The 20524-nt window shown below is 70.1% G+C and carries 18 protein-coding genes; 6 read left to right on the top strand and 12 right to left on the bottom strand.

Features of this window, described 5'->3' with window-relative positions:
- Positions 1-31 precede the first annotated feature (31 nt).
- The 6 genes from OOK07_RS27320 to OOK07_RS27295 all read right to left on the bottom strand — a co-directional run bounded on the left by OOK07_RS27320 (position 32) and on the right by OOK07_RS27295 (position 7179).
- Entirely contained in the window at positions 32-433 is a 402-nt protein-coding gene (locus OOK07_RS27320; RefSeq protein WP_266684154.1) for a cytidine deaminase, read from the bottom strand.
- On the bottom strand, positions 430-1716 hold the full coding sequence (locus OOK07_RS27315; RefSeq protein ID WP_266684152.1) for an ABC transporter permease: 1287 nt from the start codon (positions 1714-1716) through the stop codon (positions 430-432). The genes OOK07_RS27320 and OOK07_RS27315 overlap by 4 nt, the downstream gene beginning before the upstream one ends.
- On the bottom strand, positions 1716-2843 hold the full coding sequence (locus tag OOK07_RS27310) for an ABC transporter permease (protein WP_266684150.1): 1128 nt from the start codon (positions 2841-2843) through the stop codon (positions 1716-1718). The genes OOK07_RS27315 and OOK07_RS27310 overlap by 1 nt, the downstream gene beginning before the upstream one ends.
- Positions 2840-4390 carry an ABC transporter ATP-binding protein gene (locus tag OOK07_RS27305; RefSeq protein ID WP_406313364.1) on the bottom strand — a complete coding sequence of 517 codons (1551 nt, stop codon included), beginning with the start codon at positions 4388-4390 and terminating at the stop codon, positions 2840-2842. Before OOK07_RS27305 ends, OOK07_RS27310 begins: the two co-directional genes overlap by 4 nt.
- Positions 4391-4589: 199 nt before the next feature.
- Positions 4590-5648 carry a BMP family lipoprotein gene (locus tag OOK07_RS27300; protein WP_266799061.1) on the bottom strand — a complete coding sequence of 353 codons (1059 nt, stop codon included), beginning with the start codon at positions 5646-5648 and terminating at the stop codon, positions 4590-4592.
- Between the two features lie 307 nt (positions 5649-5955).
- Positions 5956-7179 carry a M20 family metallopeptidase gene (locus OOK07_RS27295; protein WP_266684146.1) on the bottom strand — a complete coding sequence of 408 codons (1224 nt, stop codon included), beginning with the start codon at positions 7177-7179 and terminating at the stop codon, positions 5956-5958.
- A 354-nt stretch (positions 7180-7533) separates the two neighbouring features.
- On the opposite strand from OOK07_RS27295, the gene OOK07_RS27290 reads away from it, so the two are divergent.
- Both OOK07_RS27290 and OOK07_RS27285 read left to right on the top strand, forming a co-directional pair.
- Positions 7534-8190, top strand: coding sequence for a class I SAM-dependent DNA methyltransferase (locus OOK07_RS27290; RefSeq protein WP_266799059.1), 657 nt, complete (start codon positions 7534-7536; stop codon positions 8188-8190).
- 2 nt (positions 8191-8192) lie between these two features.
- Positions 8193-8384, top strand: a complete 192-nt coding sequence (locus tag OOK07_RS27285; protein ID WP_266799057.1) for a DUF397 domain-containing protein — start codon at positions 8193-8195, stop codon at positions 8382-8384.
- Positions 8385-8571: 187 nt separating this feature from the next.
- On the opposite strand, the gene OOK07_RS27280 is transcribed toward OOK07_RS27285, so the two are convergent.
- From OOK07_RS27280 to OOK07_RS27265, 4 genes are read right to left on the bottom strand one after another with little or no spacing between them, the layout of a single operon-like run.
- A complete protein-coding gene (locus tag OOK07_RS27280) occupies positions 8572-9651 on the bottom strand; it encodes a hypothetical protein (RefSeq protein WP_266799055.1) in 1080 nt (359 codons plus the stop codon).
- 49 nt (positions 9652-9700) lie between these two features.
- Positions 9701-10636: an N-acetylneuraminate synthase family protein gene (locus OOK07_RS27275; RefSeq protein WP_266684141.1), complete on the bottom strand. Its 936-nt coding sequence runs from the start codon at positions 10634-10636 to the stop codon at positions 9701-9703.
- Between the two features lie 14 nt (positions 10637-10650).
- Positions 10651-11916 carry an acylneuraminate cytidylyltransferase gene (locus tag OOK07_RS27270; RefSeq protein WP_266684140.1) on the bottom strand — a complete coding sequence of 422 codons (1266 nt, stop codon included), beginning with the start codon at positions 11914-11916 and terminating at the stop codon, positions 10651-10653.
- 32 nt (positions 11917-11948) lie between these two features.
- Positions 11949-13295 (bottom strand): DUF6716 putative glycosyltransferase, encoded by a 1347-nt coding sequence (locus tag OOK07_RS27265; RefSeq protein ID WP_266799052.1) that lies wholly within the window; start codon positions 13293-13295, stop codon positions 11949-11951.
- A gap of 198 nt (positions 13296-13493) precedes the next feature.
- On the opposite strand from OOK07_RS27265, the gene OOK07_RS27260 reads away from it, so the two are divergent.
- Both OOK07_RS27260 and OOK07_RS27255 read left to right on the top strand, forming a co-directional pair.
- Positions 13494-14480, top strand: a complete 987-nt coding sequence (locus OOK07_RS27260; RefSeq protein WP_266799050.1) for a glycosyltransferase family 2 protein — start codon at positions 13494-13496, stop codon at positions 14478-14480.
- The gene (locus OOK07_RS27255; protein WP_266799048.1) at positions 14480-15826 is read left to right on the top strand and encodes an alpha-2,8-polysialyltransferase family protein; all 1347 of its coding nucleotides are present in this window, start codon (positions 14480-14482) and stop codon (positions 15824-15826) included. The genes OOK07_RS27260 and OOK07_RS27255 overlap by 1 nt, the downstream gene beginning before the upstream one ends.
- A 97-nt stretch (positions 15827-15923) precedes the next feature.
- Here OOK07_RS27255 and OOK07_RS27250 read toward each other — a convergent pair whose 3' ends face one another.
- A complete protein-coding gene (locus tag OOK07_RS27250; RefSeq protein WP_266799046.1) occupies positions 15924-16286 on the bottom strand; it encodes a hypothetical protein in 363 nt (120 codons plus the stop codon).
- 256 nt (positions 16287-16542) lie between these two features.
- Here OOK07_RS27250 and OOK07_RS27245 point away from each other — a divergent pair, with 256 nt between their 5' ends.
- A complete protein-coding gene (locus OOK07_RS27245) occupies positions 16543-17667 on the top strand; it encodes an acyltransferase family protein (RefSeq protein WP_406312429.1) in 1125 nt (374 codons plus the stop codon).
- A gap of 186 nt (positions 17668-17853) precedes the next feature.
- On the opposite strand, the gene OOK07_RS27240 is transcribed toward OOK07_RS27245, so the two are convergent.
- A complete protein-coding gene (locus OOK07_RS27240) occupies positions 17854-19434 on the bottom strand; it encodes an acyl-CoA mutase large subunit family protein (protein WP_266684132.1) in 1581 nt (526 codons plus the stop codon).
- A gap of 144 nt (positions 19435-19578) precedes the next feature.
- On the opposite strand from OOK07_RS27240, the gene OOK07_RS27235 reads away from it, so the two are divergent.
- A complete protein-coding gene (locus tag OOK07_RS27235) occupies positions 19579-20388 on the top strand; it encodes a L,D-transpeptidase family protein (RefSeq protein WP_266802035.1) in 810 nt (269 codons plus the stop codon).
- Positions 20389-20524 lie beyond the last annotated feature (136 nt).

Raw genomic sequence — 20524 nt, 5'->3', positions numbered from 1 at the left:
CTCTGCACAGGTCAGAGGGGCCGCACGGGAGTTACTTGGTGAGATGGCCCGGACCGAAGGCCTGGGGCAGCATTTCCGCGAGGGGGAGGATTCCCTCCGGAGTCTCCAGGAGGAGATCCGGACCTCCGAACTCGTGCAGCAGCTGGCGGCAGCGGCCGCACGGGACCAGGATCTCGCCGTGTCCGTCGACGCAGGTGAAGTGCGTCAGCCTGCCGCCGCCGGTCCGCTGCAGCTGCGAGACCAGCCCGCACTCGGCGCACAGGCCGAGACCGTAGGAGGCGTTCTCGACGTTGCAGCCGGAGACCGTACGGCCGTCGTCGACCAGGGCGGCGACCCCCACCGGGTAGCCCGAGTAGGGGGCGTACGCGTGGGACATGGCCTCGCGGGCCACCTCGCGCAGCGCCTCCCAGTCGACGTCCCCGGGCGTGGTCACTTGCCCTGGCCCTTGCGGTAACGCATGCCGTCGGCCTTGGGCATCCGCAGGCGCTGCGCGGACAGCGACAGCACGAGCAGCGTGACTACGTACGGCGTGGCGCCCACGAAGTCGCTCGGGACCTCGTCGGTGAACAGGTACCAGAGCAGGACGAGCGCGGCGACGATGAGGCTGATCCCGCCCTGCCAGTGCGCCTTCTGGTACAGCTTCCAGCCGGCCAGACCCGCGAGCAGCACGACCAGCAGGAGCAGCAGCGCGTGGACGGTCTCGCCGCCGTTGCGCAGCTGCAGCGCGTCGGAGTAGCCGAACAGGCCAGCGCCCATGGCGAGACCGCCGGGGCGCCAGTTGCCGAAGATCATGGCGGCGAGGCCGATGTAGCCGCGCCCGCCGGTCTGGTTCTCGAGGTAGGTGTGCGAGGTGACCAGCGCGAGGAAGGCGCCGCCGAGTCCGGCGAGGCCGCCGGAGATCGCCACGGCGATGTACTTGTACCGGTAGACGTTGACGCCGAGCGACTCCGCGGCGATCGGGTTCTCACCGCAGGAGCGCAGCCGCAGGCCGAAGGGGGTACGCCACAGCAGCCACCCGCTGGCGACGAACAGGACCACGGCGAGGATCGTCACCACGGACAGGTCGGTGACCAGGCCGCCGAGGATGCCCGCCAGGTCGGAGATCACGAACCAGTGGTGGTTCTCGACGGACTTGAGGGCGTCCGAGAGGCCGGGGAAGTCGAAGGTGGGCAGCGAGTCCACGGGCGGGGACTGCTTGGGGTTGCCGCCCGCGTCCGCCGCCTTGCCCCCGGAGAAGAAGAGCTTGGCGAGGTACTGGGTGGTGCCCAGCGCGAGCAGGTTGACCGCGACACCGGAGACGATGTGGTCGACTCCGAAGGTGATGGTCGCGACGGCGTGCACCAGGCCGCCGAGGACGCCGAAGCCGATGCCGCAGAGCAGGCCGAGCCAGGGGTTGGTCTGCCAGCCGATCCAGCCGGCGCCGAAGGTGCCGAGGATCATCATGCCTTCGAGGCCGATGTTGACCACACCGGACCGCTCGGACCACAGGCCCGCGAGTCCGGCGAGGCCGATCGGCACGGCGAGGCCGAGGGCCGCGGAGACCTGGCCCTCGGAGGTGAGCTGGTCTGCGCCGGTGATGACGCGGACCAGGGCCACCAGGATCAGGCCGCCGGCCAGGATGGTGAGGATCCGGCCGAGCGACCGGCCCGAGCGGGAGCGGTCGCTGTCCGCCTTGGGTGCCGCGGGGGGCGGCGTGTCGGTCATCGTGGCAGTCATCACGCCACCTCCTGCTTCGCGGTCGGGGCGGCGGCCTGGGCGGCGAGCTCGGCGCCGACCCGTTGCTGCTGGCGCTTGAGGCCGTAGCGGCGTACGACCTCGTAGGCGATCACGACGCACAGGACGATGACGCCCTGGATGACGCCGAGGATCTCCTTGTCGTAACCCTCGAACTCGAGGTGGTTGGTGGTGCGCTCCAGGAAGCCCCACAGGAGGGCGCCGAGGGCGATGCCGACGGGGCTGTTGCGGCCCAGCAGCGCGATGGCGATGCCGGTGAAGCCGATGCCCGACGGGAAGTCGTTGCTGAACTGGTGGCTGTCGTTGAGGAGGGTCGGCATGCCGATCAGACCGGCCACCGCGCCCGAGATGAGCATGCTGGTGGCGACCATCTTCTTGACGGAGACACCGCTCGCGGCGGCGGCGCTCTCCGACTGGCCGACGGTGCGCAGGTCGAAGCCGAAGCGGGTGCGGCCGAGCACGAACCAGTACGCGACACCGACGATCGCGGCGATCACGATGAAGCCCCACAGCTCACCGGCCGCGCCCGTGTTGAAGGAGAAGAACCACGAGTCGTTCGGCAGCGGCTTGGTCGACACCACGGTGCCGCCGCTCTGGAGTTCGGCGAGCTTCCCCGGCTGCAGCAGGTAGGCGATGATCGCGGTGGCGATGGAGTTCAGCATGATGGTCGAGATGACCTCGCTGACGCCCCGGGTCACCTTGAGGATGCCCGCGATGCCGGCCCACAGGGCGCCCACGGCCATCGCGCAGAGGATCATCAGGGGGACCGAGATGAACCCCGGCAGGGTCAGCGCGCCGCCGAGCACCGCCGCGAAGAACGCGGCGATGCGGTACTGGCCGTCGACGCCGATGTTGAACAGGTTCATGCGGAAGCCGATGGCCACCGCGACGCCCGCCAGGTAGTACGTCGTCGCCTTGTTCAGGATGTAGACCTGGCTGTCGCTGGCGGAGCCGTAGGTCACCATGTCGCTGAAGGCGGCGCCCGGGTTCTTGCCGGTGGCGAGGATGACCAGGGCGGTGACGACGAGTGCGGCGACGATCGCCAGCAGCGGCGCCGCGATACCGAGGAGCAGCCGCTCCTTGTCGATGCGTTGGGTCAGCTTCTTCATCGGGCGTCGTCCTCTGTGTGCTCCTGGCCGGTGGCCTCTGCGTGCTCCAGGTGGCCGGTGGCCGCGCCCGTCATGGCGGAGCCCAGCTCCTCGGGGGTGATCGTGGCGGGGTCGGCGTCGGCGACCAGGCGGCCGCGGTACATCACCCGCAGGGTGTCGGACAGCCCGATCAGCTCGTCCAGGTCGGCGGAGATCAGCAGCACGGCCAGGCCCTCGCGTCGGGCCTCGCGGATGTGGTCCCAGATCGCGGCCTGCGCGCCGACGTCCACGCCGCGGGTGGGGTGGGCGGCGATGAGCAGCTTGGGCGCGTGACTCATCTCGCGGCCGACGATCAGCTTCTGCTGGTTGCCGCCGGACAGCGAGGCCGCGGTCACGTCGATGCCGGGCGTGCGGACGTCGTACGCCTGGATGATGCGCTCGGTGTCGCCGCGGGCACCCTTGATGTCGAGGAGCTGGCCGCGCGAGTTGGGGCGCTCGGAGACATGGCCGAGGATGCGGTTCTCCCACAGCGGTGCCTCAAGGAGCAGGCCGTGGCGGTGGCGGTCCTCGGGGATGTAGCCGATGCCGGCCTCGCGGCGGCGGCGGGTGGGGGCGCGGGAGATGTCGGTGCCGTCGAGCGTGATGGCGCCGGTGTCGGGGGCGCGGATACCGACGATCGCCTCGACCAGCTCGGACTGGCCGTTGCCCTCCACACCGGCGATGCCGAGGACCTCGCCCTTGTGGATGGTGAGCGAGATGTCGTCGAGGATGATGCGCTCGACGCCGTCGAGGTCCGTCTGGCTCAGGTGCAGCCCGTCCAGCGTCAGCATCGCCACGTCCGTGACGGTGGACTCCTCGGTCTCCGGGGTGGGCAGCTGGCTGCCGACCATCAGCTCGGCGAGCTGCTTGGCCGTGGTGGACCGGGGCTCGACCGTGCCGACCGTGGTGCCGCGCCGGATGACGGTGATCTCGTCGGCCACGGACAGGACTTCGCCCAGCTTGTGGGAGATGAAGATGACCGTGAGCCCCTCGGCCTTCAGCTCGCGCAGGTTGTCGAAGAGGGCGTCGACCTCCTGTGGCACGAGGACGGCGGTGGGCTCGTCGAGGATGAGGGTCTTGGCGCCGCGGTAGAGGACCTTGAGGATCTCCACGCGCTGGCGGTCGGCGACGCCGAGGTCCTCCAGGAGGACGTCGGGCCGTACGTTCAGCCCGTACGCGTCGGAGATCTCCTTGATCTTCGTACGCGCCTTGGCACCGATGCCGTAGAGCTTCTCCGCGCCGAGGACGACGTTCTCCAGGACGGTGAGGTTGTCGGCGAGCATGAAGTGCTGGTGCACCATGCCGATGCCGCGCGCGATGGCGTCGGCGGGGTTGTTGAAGGTCACCCGCTCGCCGGCCACCGTGATGGTGCCCTCGTCCGGCTGCTGCATGCCGTAGAGGATCTTCATCAGGGTGGACTTGCCGGCGCCGTTCTCACCGCAGAGGGCGTGGACGGTGCCCGCGGCGACGGTGATGTCGATGTCGCGGTTGGCGACGACGCCGGGGAAGCGTTTGGTGATGCCGCGCAGTTCGACGGCAGCGGGAGGGCTGGACGCGTTGATGGCGCACTCTCCTGGGGGAAAGGGGCTGCGTAGGGGAGGGCAGGCGTCGGCGACGCTAGCGCGGCAACTCCGTGCTACACGCGTAGAGTTGACACATTGTTATGGCTCGGCGAGGGGCTGATCGAGAGCCCCTTCGCCGAGCCGGGGTCCGGCGGGAACCGTCAGGTCACGGAGTGGTCTTGACCTTGACGGTGCCGTCGACGATCTTCTTCTTGGCGGCGTCCAGCTTGGGCTGGATGTCGTTGATGAAGCCACCGCTGGTGGCCAGCGAGACACCACCCTTGCCGAGCGAGTAGACCTGGTTGCCGGTCAGCGGCTTGCCGTCGTGCACGGACTTGATGAAGTCGTAGACGCCGACGTCGACGTTCTTGACCACCGAGGTCAGGATCGAGCTCTTGTACTTGGCCAGACCCGGGATGTTGTACTGGTCCGAGTCCACGCCGATGGCCCAGGCGCCCTTGACGCCGTTGACCGCCTCGATCGCGCCGTTGCCGGAGGAGCCGGCCGCCGTGTAGATGACGTCGGCGCCCTTGTCGAGCTGGCCCTGCGCGGCCTCCTTGCCCTTGTCGGGGCTGGAGAAGCCGGAGAGGTCCGAGCCGTGCGTCAGATACTGCACCTCGACCTTGACCTTGGCGTTGGTGTCCTTGACGCCCTGGACATAACCCGCCTCGAACTTCTTGATCAGCGGGTTGTCCACACCGCCGATGAAGCCGACGTGGTCCTTCTTGGTCTTCAGCGCCGCGGCCACACCGGCCAGGTACGAGCCCTGCTCCTCGGTGAAGGTGATGCTGTCGACGTTCTTGGCGTTCACCACAGAGTCGATGAGACCGAAGTTGACCTTCGGGTACTTGGCGGCGACCTTGCCGACCGAGGTGGCGTAGGAGAAGCCGACGGCGACGATCGGGTTGTAGCCGGCGTCCGCCAGGTCGGTGAGGCGCTGCTCGCGGTCGGCCTCGGTGTCGGAGGTCTTGGCGGTCAGCTCCTTGATGGAGCCGCCGAACTTAGCCTTGGCCTTGTCGGCGCCGCGGGCGGCCGAGTCGTTGAAGGAACGGTCACCACGGCCGCCCACGTCGTAGGCGAGGCCGATCTTGATGCCCTTGCCGCCTCCGGCGGAGGCGGACGAGGAGCTGTCATTCTCGGAGGAGGTGCTGCCACAGGCTGTGGCAGACAGTGCGAGAGCTGCGGTCGCGATACACGCAGCGGAAAGCTTGGCTACCCGGCGCACGGGAAGGCTCCTTCACCTGACCTGAGCGCCTTGTCGGCGCTTGATGTGAGCACGATGCCAGTGCCCGGGCCTTGACGCCCCGGCGGCGTCGGCTTCGCGGCATCGTAACGCGCGTAGATGTCAGAAAAACACCCCTCGCGAAGCCGTTATCGATTCGAGGCAAACACCGTCTGAACTCGGTCGCTTGCGGCTTCGCGCGGATCATTTCGATGCGCGAACGAATGGCTTACAACGGTGTTGCGCCGGACGGCGGAACGGCCCTCGCAGGGCCGCCCGCCCGGGTCCGCTCAGGTGCGCCCCGGACCGCTCAGCCCTCGGCGGCGTCCAGCAGCGCCGCCGCCGTGAACAATTCCACGCCCACGGTGATCGCGGACTCGTCGGCGTCGAAGTCGCCCTGGTGCAGGTCGCGCACGGTGCGCTCGCCGGGCGTACGGACGCCTAGGCGGGCCATCGCACCGGGCACCCGCTCCAGGTACCAGGAGAAGTCCTCGCCGCCGAGGCTCTGCTCGGTGCCCTCGACGGACTGGACGCCGCGCCGCGCGGTCATGGCGTCGCGCAGCAGGTCGGTCACGTCCGGGTCGTTGACCACGGGCGGGACTCCGCGTACGTAGTTGATCTCCGACTTGGCGCCGTGCAGGTTGGCGACCTCGTCGATCGCCGCGACGACGATGTCCGGCGACTGCCGCCAGGCGTCGATGTCGAGGCAGCGGACGGTCCCGGAGAGTTCGGCGTGCTGCGGGATGACGTTCGGGGCGTGCCCGGACTCGATCCGGCCCCAGGTGATGGCGAGACCGCTGCGGGTGTCCACGCGCCGGCCGACCAGGGCGGGCACGTCGATGGCGACCCGGGCGGCGGCGGTGACCAGGTCGGTGGTCAGGTGGGGCCGGGCGGTGTGCCCGCCGGGCCCGTCGAGGGAGACCTCCAGCCGGTCGCAGGCGGAGGTGATGGCGCCCTCCCGCAGCCCGATCCGGCCGGCGTCCACCCTGGGGTCGCAGTGCACGGCGATCATGCGCCCCACCCCGTCGAGCACCCCGTCCTCGATCGCGTCGGCGGCGCCGCCGGGCAGCACTTCCTCGGCCGGCTGGAAGACCAGCCGTACGGGCCGAGGCAGCCGCCCCTGCCGGTGCAGCTCGGCCAGCACCAGGCCGGCACCCAGCACCACGGTGGTGTGCACGTCGTGTCCGCACGCGTGCGCCCGGTCGGGCACGGTGGAGCGGTACGCGCACTCACTCTTCGTGTCCGGGATGGGCAGGCCGTCGATGTCGGCGCGCAGCCCGAGCATGGGGCGCCCGCCGTCCCACTCACCGATGTCACAGACGAGTCCCGTGCCCGTGGCGAGCACGCGCGGCCGCAGGCCGGCCCGCTCAAGCCGCTCCTTGATCGCAGCCGTCGTACGGAACTCCTGGTTGCCGAGCTCGGGGTGCATGTGCAGGTCGCGCCGGAAGGCCACGAGCTGGGCGTACAGCGCCTCGGTGAGCGTGCCGGGGAGCTGCGCGTCCCCGGGTTGGCCGGCCTCGGACTCTGATGACATCAGTTGGTTCACCCTCTAAAGCGTAGGACGCCGGGGTGGCCAACTGACCCTAGATCAACAAAAGTTCAACCCCAGGAGGGGAAGAAAATCTGGCCGCTCGACGCATGGGTGTGAGGTGAGGTGGGTAAACATCTTCTTTCTCTACGCATACCACGCGTCGCACCGCCGCGGCGGTTCTGTTCATCTGTCGGAACCGCATCGTGGGACAACCGAGCCCGGATCCCGGAATCGTCACCACCGTGTGACGTCGTCCTGCCACGCAGCGCACACGCCTTCCGGCCGTCTGCGAACTTCTGATGCAGCCCCGGCGAACCACCGGACATCCGCCCGGCGCCCGGACTAGGGTCCGGCTCCGTGAGCTTCGAAACCCCGGATTTCCTGCACACCACCCGGACCTCGTACGACGCGATGGCGAAGCCCTACGCGGAGCGGTACCCCAACGGCCTCGGCGGCAGACCGCTGGATCTGGCCCTGGTCACCGCCTTCGCCGAGCTGGTCCGGGCCGTTGGTACGGCTCCGGTCGCGGATGTCGGCAGCGGGCCCGGTCATGTCACCGCGCGGCTCGACGCGCTCGGGGTGCCGGCCTTCGGGGTCGACGTGTCACCGGGGATGGTGGCGCTGGCCCGGCGGGCGCATCCCGGGCTGCGCTTCCACGTGGGTTCGATGACCTCGCTGGACCTTCCGGACGAGACGCTGGGCGGAGTGCTCGCCCTGTACTCGATCATCCATGTCCCCGATGACCACCTGCCGACGGTCTTCGATGAGTTCCGGCGGGCCCTGGTCCCCGGTGGCCATGCCCTGCTCGGCTTCCAGAGCGGCGACGAGGAGGGGCATCTGCACCTCACGGAGCGCTTCGGCCAGGAGATCTCGCTCGACTACTACTGGCGCACCCCGGACACCGTCGCCGAGCGGCTCACCAAGGCGGGGCTGCGGATGCGGGCCCGGGTGGTACGGGAGCCGCTGGAGGAGGAGACCCGCCCTCGGGCGTTCCTGCTGGCACAGAAGGCCTGACCGTGACCACCCCCGACACCTGGCGGAAGTCGTCCTACTCCGGCGGCAACGACGGCAACAACTGCGTGGAAATCGTCCCCAGCCCCACCCGCATAGCCATCCGCGATTCCAAGGACCCAGCCCTCGGCACCCTCACCTTCCCCGCCGAGGCCTTCATCCCCCTCATCCGGGCCATCCGTACCAGCGCCCGTTAGAGACGAGACTCCCGCCTTGCCCGGGGTCACCCGGGGGTGCCATGGCGCGCGAGGATCCGACTCGGCTCACTGGGACGGTCAGCGGGCCCCACTGCGATGACGACGACTGCCCGGACGTCTACCGCACGGCAACCGAAGGCCCCGGGTATCCGTCACTCGCGGTGGCGAAGGATCTCGTACGCCTGCGTCACGCCGCCGTGACCGCCTGCAGCCGGGTCACGTCCCTGGCCGTCCCCGTGACCCCCGACAGGAACCCCTGCGCGCGCGGTGAGGCGTTCTCCGTCAGCCAGCCCGGGTCGATGTCGCAGACGGCGACGCGGACCTCGGTGCCGACGAGGGCGAGGGGGAGGGTGTGGACGACCGTGGAGGGGAAGCTGAGGATGGTGCGGCCGACCGGGCCGCGGCGGGCGATCAGCTCCAGCGGGAGGTCGGGGCGGACGATCTCCAGGCCCGTCTCGACCGCGAGCCGGTGGAGTTTGTCGGTGCTCTCGCGGCGGTGCGCGAAGTAGCGGGTCGCGCCGTGGGCCTTGGCCAGGGTGCGGACGGCCTCCAGGTAGCGGTCGCCGTCCACGACGCCGGTCTCCACCAGGGAGGTGCCCACCATGTCGGCGCCCTTGGTGATGCGGGGCGGGCCGAAGCGGGCCCGGGTCCAGGCGAAGGCGTTGGCGGTGACGGTCACGCCCGGTGGCTTCTCGTCCATCGGCATGGAGGAGAAGATCTCCACCTGCCGTTTCCCGCTCGGGGTGAGCCGGCGCCGGGCCGAGGACGACACCGGCGCGAAGATCAGGTCCCGTGCGCCCGGCCGGCCGCCCTTGCGGTGCCAGCGCACCAGGCGTTCACCGCGGGCGAGTTGGGCGACGAATTCCATCGTCGCTGTTCCGTCGTCGACGACCACGAGATCACGGGCCTTCGTGATCGTCAGCAGAAGCTGTACGTAACGGGAGAACGGGTCGCCCATCACGACCCGGCGGGCCCGGCGCAGCAGCGGGGCCAGGCCGCCGATGGTCTGGAAGGGGGCGCCCGGACCGCCGCGTGCCTCCTCCCAGCGGACCTGGTACCCCTCGTCCCTCGCCAGCTCGGCCATGCGGCGCAGCTGGCCGCGGGTCATCGGGTCGTTCGGTGACAGGACGACGACGGTGAGCCCCCCGCCGGGTGCCTCGGTCCCGAGGGCATGGAGGTGCGCCCACTCCAGCACATTCAGAAGCTGTACCGGGCTCTCGACGAAGGCGAGAGTGTGGGGGCCGGCTGACCCGGCGCGGGGGCTCATCTACGTACGACCGTCCCGTCGTAGAGCGTTACTGGGTGGTGAGTTCGGTTCAGACCGAGACCGGCTCGCCCGCGGCCGCGGCGATCTCCGCCTCGGCGACGACGCCCGTGACGCGGCGCAGCTTCTTCATCGGGCCGAGCTCGGAGTCGTAGACCTTCTTGACGCCGTCGCCGAGGGAGGCCTCGATGGTGCGGATGTCGCGGACGAGGCGGGTGAGGCCCTGGGGCTCGACGGAGGCGGCCTGGTCGGAGCCCCACATCGCGCGGTCCAGGGTGATGTGGCGCTCGACGAAGGCGGCACCGAGGGCGACCGCCGCGAGGGTGGTCTGCAGGCCCGTCTCGTGGCCGGAGTAGCCGATCGGGACGTTCGGGTACTCCTCCTGCAGGGTGTTGATGACGCGCAGGTTGAGCTCCTCGGCCTTCGCCGGGTACGTCGAAGTGGCGTGGCAGAGCAGGATGTTGTCGCTGCCCAGGACCTCGACGGCGTGGCGGATCTGCTTCGGGGTCGACATGCCGGAGGACAGGATGACCGTGCGGCCCGTCGCGCGCAGGGCGCGCAGCAGCTCGTCGTCCGTGAGGGACGCGGAGGCGACCTTGTGGGCCGGGACGTCGAACTTCTCCAGGAAGGCTACGGCCTCGGTGTCCCACGGGGAGGCGAACCAGTCGATGTTCTTGCTCTTGGCGTACTCGTCGATCTGGCGGTACTCGTCCTCGCCGAACTCCACGCGGTGGCGGTAGTCGATGTAGGTCATCCGGCCCCAGGGGGTGTCGCGCTCGATGTCCCACTGGTCGCGCGGGGTGCAGATCTCCGGGGTGCGCTTCTGGAACTTGACGGCGTCGCAGCCGGCCTCGGCGGCGGCGTCGATGAGCTTGAACGCGTTCTCCAGCTCGCCGTTGTGGTTGATGCCGATCTCGCCGACGACGTAGACGGGCCGGCCCGGGCCGGCGGTCTTCGAACCGAAGGTGCGCAGACGGGAGTTGCTCATGACAGGAACGTTCCTTACTTGTCGAGGGAGTCGAGAGAGGGGCCGAGGATCCAGCTGGCGATCTCTCGGATCGCGCCGTCGCCACCGGGGACGGTGGTGACCGCACGGGCGGCGCCGCGTACCACGTCGTGGGCGCTCGCGACCGCCACGGGCCAGCCCACGAGGGCGAAGCACGGGAGGTCGTTGACGTCGTTGCCGACGTAGAGCACGCGCTCGGGCGCGATGCCCTGCTCCTCGCACCACTGCTTCAGTGCGAGGTCCTTCCGGTCGATGCCGTGCAGGACCGGGATCTTGAGCTTCCGGGCCCTGGCGGCGACGACCGGGTTCTGCTCCGTGGAGAGGACCAGCATCTTCAGCGCGCTCTTGCGCAGCGCCGCGATGCCGAGGCCGTCTCCGCGGTGCACGGAGACGAACTCCTTTCCATCGGCGTCGATCAGCACCCGGTCGTCCGTCTGGGTGCCGTCGAAGTCCAGTACGACCGCGTCGATGTCGTCGGCGGTCGGCAGCGAACCGGGGCGGTCCGCGTCGAAGAGGGGGGCCAGCGCGCGGGCGCGGGCCAGGTCGTGCGGGTCGTCGATCTCCAGCACGCGGGCGGGGTCCGTGCGGACCAGCTCGGTGCGGCCGAAGAAGCGGTGCTGGTGCTTGCGGAAGCCCGTCGCGGCCATCGCGTAGGCGGCGCCGGTCTCCAGGAGCTCCTGCGGGCGGTCCTGGCGGCGGGGGCGGTAGGACTTGTCGTGGTTGACGCCGTAGCCGCCGCCGGTGGCCGCGTCGGCCTCGGCGACCGTGCCGCCGGCAACCTCGTCGTCCGCGTCCCGCCACACGAAGCCGTGGAAGGGCGCCACGGTCAACGCCGTGTCGGCGCCGTTCTCGACGACCGCGCCGGCCACCCCGTCGATGTCCTCGCGGATGATGAACGGGCTGGTGCACTGCACGAGCAGCACCACGTCGACGGCCGCGCCGTGCAGGGCCTCATGGGCGTCCATGGCGTGCAGGACGGCGGCCTCGGACGTGGCGGTGTCGCCCGCGATCGCGGCGGGGCGCAGCACGACCTCGGCGCCGGCCTCGCGGGCGGCGGCGGCGATCGCCTGGTCGTCGGTGGACACCACGACGTCGGTCACCAGGCGGGTCGCCAGGCACTCGCGGACCGCCCGTGACACCAGCGGCACACCGCCGACGGGGGCGAGGTTCTTCGCGGGCACGCCCTTGGAGCCGCCGCGCGCGGGGATGACGGCGAGCACTCGGCGGACCGAAGCGCCTTGGCCCGCTTCCGGGTTGGACATGGGTTCAGCTCCTTGAAATGGGGTCGTGCGGCTCACAGCTCGCCCATCCGCCGGATGACAGGCGCCACCCGCTGCACCCCGTGGCGGTAGGCCCCCCGGGCGGCCCGGCGCACTATCTGCCGGACAGGCCCCGGCTCCTTGTCGGCCGAGGGTGCTCCCGGCAGGACGCTGCCGTCCGGGCCGAGGTGGTGGCGGGCGAGGATGCCGGGCAGATAGCCGGGCGCCGTCGCGGGCGTGTAGTACGGGGTCAGGGGCGCCGGGCCGCCGGGCCGGTCGAGCAGCTTGGCGATGCGCTCACGGGCGGCGTCGAAGGCGGTGGCGTACGTGCCGTCGGCGACGACACCCTGCCGGGCCACCCACTCCTCGTCGGGCGCCGGCCGGTGTCCTTCGTCCAGCTGGTCCCAGGAGGCGAGGCACCCGGAGCCGACGAAGTGGTGGTTGCCGAGTACCTCGCGTACGCCGAGGTCCGTGAGGACGACCGTCGGGATGCGGCGGTGCAGGGACTCCAGCGCGGCCGTCGAGCTGATGGTGACCAGCAGGTCGGTGCGGTCGAGGACCTCGCCCATGTTCCCGTACACCAGGCGGAAGTTGGCCGGCGGATCGAGCCGCTGGACCAGCTTCTGGTAGGGCTGCTCCTCGATGTGCGTGGTGTGCTCGCCCGGCCTGGAGCGCAGCTTCAGCAGCACCTCGCGCTCGGGGTGCAGCCGGGCGTGCTGGACCAGCCGGTTCAGCAGGTACATACGGTCCTTGCGGCTGTCCGGGACGGACGGCTGCACGGCGAACACGACGGTGTACGGGTCGTGTTCGCCCTCGTAGGCCGCTCCGCCGAGGAACGGCAGTGCCACCTCGGTCACCGACGAGGCGTCGGCGCCCACTCCCTCGTACACGGCCCGGAAACGCTCCGCGTCCTGGCGCGAGTTGGCGAGGACGAGGTCCGCGCCGTGCCGCAGGAGGAGGCCGTCGGCGAGCTTCTCGTAGACGACACCGACGTAACCGGTGACGACGACGGGGCGCTTGGCCCGGCTCTCCCACACGCGCTTGAGGCCGTGCAGCATCGCCTGCACACCGCCGCCGACGAGCGCGAGCACGACGACGTCGTACGGCTCCTCGGCCATGGCGCGCAGGAACTCGACCGACGTGACCTCTTCGAGTGAGTCGGCGCGCACACCGACCTCCGCCAGCTGGCGGGCGGTCGGCGTCGCCCGTCCGCGCAGCAGGAATCCGCTCAGCTCGAGGCCGACTTGCGCGCCCTCGTGGGATGCGGCTTCCATGGACGGGCCCGGGGCGATACGAGCCGCGGTCAGCGCACCCCATTTCCAGCGGGTGTCGGAGTCCGCGAGTACGGCGATTCGCGTGGGCTTCGAAGTACTTGGTGGCACGTAGAAGACGCTAGGAAGCAATTCCGAGGAGCGGCCCAACCGCACCTCAACAAAAAGTTAACAACACCTCGCCGCGAGCCGAACTGGCTCGCCAAAGTGCCGAAAGTACAGGCGATGCACCGTTCCGACACATGGAGTTCACCCGGAGTACGGACACCGGAAAGTTCTGCAGCCGGGCACCCTCCTAGGCTTTCGGCTGTGCCAAAGCTCTCCGTGATCGTGCCGTTCTACAACGTGCAGCAATACGCCCCGGACACCCTCAGAAGCCTTCGACTGAACGCGCAACGGGATTTCGAGTTCGTACTGGTCGACGACCACTCGAAGGACGAAACTCCGGCCATTCTCGAACGCGCGGCCGAAGAACTATCCGATGTCGCGCAGGTGCGTTATATCCGCCATGAGAAGAACGGGGGACTCGCCACCGCGCGCAACACCGGCCTGGACGCCGCGCGGGGCGAGTACCTGACCTTCCTGGACGGTGACGACTGGCTGGCTCCCGGCTACCTCGCCGAACTGGTGGGCGCCATCGAGCAGTTGGGCTGCGACTTCGTCCGTACCGACCATGTGCAGGCCACGGCCCGCGCACGCACCGTGAACCGGGTGCCGATCGGGCGGCGCTGGGAGGTGTTCAACCCTCGCGAGGCGATCCTGCCCGCGGACCGCAGCACCTCCGTGGACTACGCGTACGCGTGGGCCGGCGCCTACCACCGCCGTCTGGCCGACAAGGGTCTGCTGCACTTCACCGACGGGCTGCGCACGGCCGAGGACCGGCCGTGGATCTGGAAGCTGCACCGCGAGGCGGAGTCGTTCGCCGTGGTGAGCCTGCTCGGCGTCTTCTACCGGCGCGGTGTCGCGTCCTCCCTGACGCAGATCGGCGACGTCCGCCAACTCGACTTCATCCGCGCCTTCGACCAGGTCATCGAGGAGACGGCCCAGGACCCGGACGCCGACCGGCTGCTCCCGAAGGCCGTGCGCACCTACTGCGCGATCATCGCCCACCACGTCTCGGACGAGGAGAAGTGGGAGCCGTCCGTGCACCGGCAGCTGCGGGCGATGAGCGCGGCCGCCATCCAGCGCATGCCGCAGGACATGCTCGGCGACGTGCTCGAGACGATGGACATGCACCGTTCCTCCAAGCTGCGGCGGCTGCGGCGCCGGATCACGACAGCGAAGGCGGCTGCCTGATGCCCCGTACCACCCGTATCTTCTGCGTCTCGACGCTGTACGGCGCCGCCACCCTGGCCGCCGCCCTCGACTCCGGCTGCTTCACGGAGCGGGACGGCGAGGAGCCGGCCCGCCGGCTGCTGCTGGTGTTCAACAACTCCGCGACCCCGGAGACCACCCCGCCGGTCGACGAGATGCCGGGCTTCGAACCGCTGCGCGGCCACTTCGACGCCGTGCTGTCCTGGAACGAGGCCATCCGCCCCTTCCACCCCGGTTCCTGGACCCCGCGCGCGGACGACATCCCGCTCTTCGAGCGCTATCTGCGGCTGCTGTGGGACCTGGGCGAGGACCGGGTGGAGCTGGTCGTGGAGTCCATCCAGGTCACCCCCGCCCTGTCCGTGGCCCAGCTGTTCACCGACGCCCCCGTCGACGTCTACGCCGACGGCCTGATGAGCTACGGCCCCACCCGCAACAAGCTGGACCCGCTGGTCGGCACGCGCGTGCGGCGGCTGCTCCACCTGGACCTGGTGCCGGGGCTCACCCCGATGCTGCTGACCGAGTTCGACGTGCCCGCACAGCTGGTGCCGACGGCCGCCTTCCTGAAGGTGCTGGGCGAACTCACGGCCTCGCTGCCGGAGTTGCCGGTCCTGCCGGACAACGCGGCACTGCTGCTCGGTCAGTACCTGTCCGCGCTGAACATCCTCTCCCCCGACGAGGAGGAGGACCTGCATGTGCGGATGATGCGCGGAGCGGTCGAGCGCGGCCACCGGTCGATCGTCTTCAAGCCGCACCCCACCGCGCCGGCCCGCTACAGCCGCGCCCTGGAGACCGAGGCCGAGAAGCTCGGCATCGACCTCATCGTCCTCGACGTGCCCGTCCTGGCCGAGGTGCTGTTCGAGAAGTCACCCCCCGGACTCGTCGTCGGCTGCTTCTCCACGGCCCTGTTCACCGCCTCCGCGTTCTACGAGCTTCCGGTCGCCCGCATCGGCACCGAGGCGCTGCTGGACCGCCTCACGCCGTACCAGAACAGCAACCGGGTCCCGGCCGTCCTGGCCGACGCGCTGATCCCGGACCTGGAGGGCGGGAAGGGCGAGGACACCGTCCCCGCCGACACGCTGGACGGCCTGGTCAACGCGGTCGGCTTCAGCATGCAGCCGCAGATCTACCCGAGCCTGCGCCCGGCTGCGGAGCGGTACCTGTCCCGGCACTTCGCCGACCGCACCCGGCGTTACTTCAAGCGCAAGCGGCTCACATCGCTCGGGCTGCCCGGCGGCATTCCGGAGCGGCTGGCCTTCCTGCCCCGCAGCTCCACGGCACGCAGGGTGGTCCGCCGGGCGCGGGCGATCAAGAAGGCCGTGAAGCGCTGAGCCGCCGAAGCGCCGAAGCGCCGAGCAGGACCTGTGCCTCACTCCTGTGCTGAACCGCTGGGCGGCTTCCGGACTCCTGGGATCCCGGAAGCCGCCCTCACCCGCACAGTGCGGGGTTCCCTGACGAATCCCGGCCGTAATCCACCCACGCCCCCACCCGGCCCGAGGGAGCCTTCGGCCGCGAGGAGCGGTTCGCGGGCGAGAAGACCAAGTACCCGCTGACGCCGGGGGCGTCGGCGCGCAGGTCGAGGTACTGGCTGCGCAGGTCCTGCCGGTCGGCGACCGGAGCCTGTCCGGCGGACAGCGTGCGGAGCGCCCCCACCAGGCGCGGCCCGGCCTCGGCGCGCGGGGCCCGCAGGCGCACCAGGCCGGGCAGCTCGCGCTCCTCCTCCCCCGCGATGCGCAGACCGGCGACCGGGCGCGCACGCCGAAGCCGTCGTACCGGCTGAGTTCCGGACACTTCTCGTACGCCTCCAGGACCTGCGCCTCGTCGCCGAGGGCCTCCAGGATCCTTGTTTTCGCCCACTCGATGCGGTGCTCGCGGTTTCACCGCGACGTGGGGGGATTCCGGGCGAACTCAGGGATTCAAAACGACATCCAGGTGAACGTACCGGGGCCACACGCCAAATCGTTGGCCTGCCAGTCAAGGCATCCCCGCGATTCGGACTAACGTGCTGTGACGCACCCGTGAGAGTGAGCGCGCCGAGGAGAATTCAGTGACCAGCACGACCGTCCGACCGGCGCCCGACGCGGCGGTGCACCGCCGCCCGGAACGGACGGGGTCCCGGGAAACCCGGCTGCGCGCTCTGGACGGCCTGCGGCTGATCGCCGCGCTGATGGTGGCGGCTTATCACTACGGCGGCCGCGGCGGCGAGGTCACCCGTGCCTGGGGAAGTTCCGCCAAGGACCAGTTCCCCACGCTGCACGGCTATTTCTCCTACGGCTGCCTCGGCGTCCAGGTCTTTTTCGTGATCAGCGGATTCGTCATCTGCATGAGCGGCTGGGGGCGGCCCCTGAAGTCGTTCTTCGCCTCCCGCGCCTCCCGTCTGCTGCCGGCCTACTGGGCGGCGATTCTCATCGTGTCGGCGGTGTTCGCGCTGCCGATGGTCGCCTACAAGGCCCTGTCACCGAGCGACACGCTGGTGAACCTGACCATGCTTCAGCAACCGCTGGGCGTGGACCGGGTGCTGGGGGTGTGCTGGACGCTGTGGGCGGAGATCCGCTTCTACGCACTGTTCGCGCTGTGCGTCGTACTGCCCGGGGCCAACCGGCGCCGCGTGATCCTTTTCTGTGCGGGCTGGACGCTGGCGGCGGCGATCGCGCAGGGCGCGCACATGCCCCTGCTCGACATCGTGCTGATGCCCGAGTACGCGCCCTTCTTCATCGGCGGGGTCGGCCTCTACCTCGTCCACCGCGACCGGCGTGACGTCTACGCCTGGGGCATCGTTGCCGTGAGCTTCCTGATCGGGCAGCACTACGCGGTGCGCAGCCTGTGGAACGCCTCGGACCCGAACGCCTTCGCCCACCGCTCCTCACTCGGCATCACCCTCATCGTCGCCTTCGGCTTCGTCGCGGTCGCCGCGATCGCCCTGGGCTGGCTGAACTGGGCCAACTGGCGCTGGCTGACGGTGGCCGGGGCACTGACGTACCCGTTCTACCTGGTCCACGAGCACCTGGGCTGGGTGGTGATCCGCGCCCTGCACATCAGCCTCGGCCTGCCGTCGGCGGAGACCTTCGCGCTGACGGTCGCGTCGATGCTGCTGCTTGCCTGGCTGCTGAACCGCTACGTCGAGAAGCAGCTGACGCCGAGGCTGCGGACGGCACTGTCCGGAAAGCGCTGAGGTCCGTCCACCGGACGCCGACACGACGAGGTGTGTTCACCGGACGCCGGCGCGCCCAACTCCCGGAGTACCTCGCTCGCTTGGGGAGGTGATTCGGCAGGTGAGACGGTCGGCCGTCGCCGTCGGGGGCATGTCCACGGAGTTCGAGGCTGACGAGGCTGACGCCGAAGGGAGTATGCGCCCGGCTCAGAACGCGTCGCTCGGCACATAGGTCCCCCAGACCTCCCGCAGGGCGTTGCACACCTCGCCCACCGTGGCCCGGGCCCGCAGGGCGTCCTTCATCGGGTACAGGACGTTGTCCTCGCCCGCGGCCGCCTTCTTCAGGGCCGCCAGCGCCGAGTCCACCGCCGACCCGTCGCGCTCGGCGCGGAGCCCGGCGAGGCGCTCCGCCTGCTGCGCCTCGATGGCCGGGTCGACGCGGAGCGGCTCGTAGGGTTCCTCCGCGTCCAGCTGGAAGCGGTTGACGCCGACCACGACCCGCTCGCCCGCGTCGGTCTCCTGCGCGATCCGGTACGCGCTGCGCTCGATCTCCGACTTCTGGAAGCCGTGCTCGATGGCGGCCACCGCACCGCCCAGGTCCTCGACCTTCCGCATCAGCTCCAGGGCGGCCGCCTCCACGTCGTCCGTCATCTTCTCCACGACGTACGAACCCGCGAACGGGTCGACCGTCGCCGTCACGTCCGTCTCGTAGGCCAGCACCTGCTGGGTCCGCAGGGCCAGCCGAGCGCTCTTGTCCGTGGGCAGCGCGATCGCCTCGTCGAAGGAGTTGGTGTGGAGGGACTGGGTGCCGCCGAGGACGGCCGCCAGACCCTGCACGGCGACGCGGACCAGGTTCACCTCCGGCTGCTGCGCCGTCAGCTGCACGCCGGCCGTCTGCGTGTGGAAACGCAGCATCAGCGACTTGGGGTTGCGCGCGCCGAACTCCTCCCGCATGACCCGCGCCCAGATCCGGCGGGCGGCGCGGAACTTCGCGACCTCCTCAAGGATCGTCGTACGGGCCACGAAGAAGAAGGACAGCCGGGGCGCGAAGTCGTCCACGTCCATCCCCGCCGCGACCGCCGTCCGGACGTACTCGATGCCGTCCGCCAGTGTGAAGGCGATCTCCTGCGCGGGCGACGCACCCGCCTCCGCCATGTGATAGCCGGAGATGGAGATCGTGTTCCATTTCGGGATCTCGGTCCGGCAGTACTTGAAGATGTCGGCGATCAGCCGGAGCGAGGGCTTCGGCGGGAAGATGTACGTTCCCCGCGCGATGTACTCCTTCAGCACGTCGTTCTGGATGGTGCCGGTGAGCCGGGAGGCCGGCACGCCCTGCTCCTCGCCGACCAGCTGGTACAGGAGCAGCAGCAGGGCGGCCGGTGCGTTGATCGTCATCGACGTCGACACCTGATCCAGCGGGATCCCGCCGAACAGCACCCGCATGTCGTCGATCGAGTCGATGGCCACGCCCACCTTGCCGACCTCGCCGTGCGCGATCGGGGCGTCGGAGTCGTGGCCCATTTGAGTGGGCAGGTCGAAGGCGACCGACAGGCCCGTCGTGCCGTGCGCGATCAGCTGCCGGTAGCGGGCGTTCGACTCCGTCGCCGTACCGAAACCGGCGTACTGCCGCATGGTCCACGGGCGGCCCGTGTACATCGACGGGTAGACACCGCGGGTGTAGGGATACTCTCCCGGTTCGCCCAGCTTCTCGGCGGGATTCCAGCCGGTCAGGTCACCGGGCCCGTAGACCGGCTCGATGGGCAGTCCGGACTCCGTCTCACGCGCCATGGTGTGATTCCTCCCGCCGGCCGGCTACTCGGGCACGCTGACAACAATGCCCCGCCGTTCGCAACCAGTCATCCGCGGGGAGCATCTCAGGTGACACGCGGGTACGCCGGTGAGAACGAGGGGGCCTCGGTGCGTATGACGGGCATGGGGAGATCGATCGCCGCCACCGCCGCGCTCGCGGCCCTGGCCGCCGTGTGCGGCTGCACCGTGCAGGGCGCGGACGGCAAGGGCCACTCACCCGTGCACATCGAGCTGCCGGGCAGCAGACCGCCCGGCACCGGGGCCGACGACAGGCCCAGCTCCTCTTCCCCGACGGCCGGGCCCGCCGTCCTGTGGTCCCCCGGCGACAGCGGCGACCACGTACGCGAACTCCAGGCCCGGCTGCGCCAGGCCGACTGGCTCTTCGACGGGCCGACCGGGACGTACGACGACCTGACGGAGAAGGCGGTCAGAGGGTTCCAGGACAAGCGCGGGCTGCCGAGGACCGGGAAGACGGACACCGTCACCTGGCAGCGGCTGCTGAAGATGACGCACGAACCGGGCAAGTGGGAGCGGTATCTGATGGGCGGCCAGCCCGCCGGCGCACCCGACCCGCGGTGTCTGACCGGGCGGGTGCTGTGCATCGACAAGACGACCCGGACCCTGCGCTGGATGATCGACGGGCGGACGGTGTCGACGATGTCGGTCCGCTTCGGCGCGACGGGCACGCCGACCCGCGACGGCGTGTTCCACGTGTACTGGAAGTCCCGCCACCACTGGTCGACGCTCTACGACTCGTCCATGCCCTACGCGATGTTCTTCAGCGGCGGCCAGGCCGTGCACTTCTCCTACGACTTCGCGGCCCGCGGTTACACCGGCGCCTCGCACGGCTGCGTCAACGTCCGGGACGAGGCGGCCGTCGCCGATCTGTACGCGCAGGTGAGGAACGGCGACAAGGTCGTCGTGTACTGGTGACGTCCCGGTAGCGGGAGAGGCCGGGAAAGGCCGGGAGAGGTATGGGGCGCGGGCGGGACCGGGGGAACGTGTCCCGCCCGCGCCGAGGTGCACGAGCCGTAGGTACGGGGGGAACCCCGGCTCTGTGCGACGGCCG

It is taken from the genome of Streptomyces sp. NBC_00078, assembly GCF_026343335.1.
Lineage (GTDB): Bacteria > Actinomycetota > Actinomycetes > Streptomycetales > Streptomycetaceae > Streptomyces.
This window is presented reverse-complemented; position numbering and strand designations above follow the sequence as displayed.

Excerpts from the sequence above, each read along its gene's own strand:
- OOK07_RS27315 (WP_266684152.1), bottom strand. The coding sequence starts at position 1,716 with ATGACTGCCACGATGACCGACACGCCGCCCCCCGCGGCACCCAAGGCG.
- OOK07_RS27240 (WP_266684132.1), bottom strand. The coding sequence starts at position 19,434 with ATGGCGCGTGAGACGGAGTCCGGACTGCCCATCGAGCCGGTCTACGGG.
- OOK07_RS27255 (WP_266799048.1), top strand. The coding sequence starts at position 14,480 with ATGCCCCGTACCACCCGTATCTTCTGCGTCTCGACGCTGTACGGCGCC.
- OOK07_RS27310 (WP_266684150.1), bottom strand. The coding sequence starts at position 2,843 with ATGAAGAAGCTGACCCAACGCATCGACAAGGAGCGGCTGCTCCTCGGT.
- OOK07_RS27270 (WP_266684140.1), bottom strand. The coding sequence starts at position 11,916 with ATGTCCAACCCGGAAGCGGGCCAAGGCGCTTCGGTCCGCCGAGTGCTC.
- OOK07_RS27280 (WP_266799055.1), bottom strand. The coding sequence starts at position 9,651 with ATGAGCCCCCGCGCCGGGTCAGCCGGCCCCCACACTCTCGCCTTCGTC.
- OOK07_RS27275 (WP_266684141.1), bottom strand. The coding sequence starts at position 10,636 with ATGAGCAACTCCCGTCTGCGCACCTTCGGTTCGAAGACCGCCGGCCCG.
- OOK07_RS27235 (WP_266802035.1), top strand. The coding sequence starts at position 19,579 with ATGGGGAGATCGATCGCCGCCACCGCCGCGCTCGCGGCCCTGGCCGCC.
- OOK07_RS27295 (WP_266684146.1), bottom strand. The coding sequence starts at position 7,179 with ATGTCATCAGAGTCCGAGGCCGGCCAACCCGGGGACGCGCAGCTCCCC.